The sequence below is a fragment of the Kitasatospora nipponensis genome (assembly GCF_039528135.1).
Classification (GTDB): Bacteria; Actinomycetota; Actinomycetes; order Streptomycetales; family Streptomycetaceae; genus Kitasatospora; species Kitasatospora nipponensis.
In genome coordinates, this window is the sequence record NZ_BAAALF010000999.1 from 1 (window position 1) to 562 (window position 562).

A 562-nucleotide genomic window follows, 5' to 3' on the forward strand; every position below is an offset into this window, starting at 1 on the left:
CTCCCGCAGGGCCGCCAGTAGCGCCCGGCCCAAGTCATCGGGCACGTCGACCTGTTCACCGCCGAAGCCGACCCTCACCACAGAACCCCTAAACAGTAGACCCTGCCCAAATGCTACACCTGTCTGCTGTGGGTGGCGCAGAGGGAACCCGAACACTGGCGGGATCAAGGCGTTGGCCGACCTCGGGCGCATGTGCCGCTTCCGTTCGACCACCGGACCGTATGCGGTCGCGGACGTCGTGCCCGAGTTCGGCATGTGGCTGACGTTCCTGGTCGAGCGGGCCGAACAAGCCGGCACCTGCCTGCTGCTGCCCGTCACCAGCATGCTCTCCGAACACTGGGCCACCGGCCAGAGCACCCTGGAGGACCAGAGCCTCGCCTCCCTCCTGGCCTGGATCTCCCCGTCTCCCGGGACGGATGTCGCACAGGCCATGGCCGATGCGGAGAGCCCGGACATCTGCCCTCCTGCGGGCCCCACGACATCCCCCCAGTTCGACAACCGTGACCTGGCCCCGGCCATCAAGCGCTTCCACGCCGCGCACACGGCCCGCGACCCGGTGGGC

1 pseudogene is annotated in these 562 nt (G+C 68.9%); it reads left to right on the forward strand.

The annotated features are described in order from the left end of the window. Positions 1-190: 190 nt before the first annotated feature. Positions 191-562, forward strand: a pseudogene (locus ABD323_RS44535) (hypothetical protein); the annotation flags it as partial.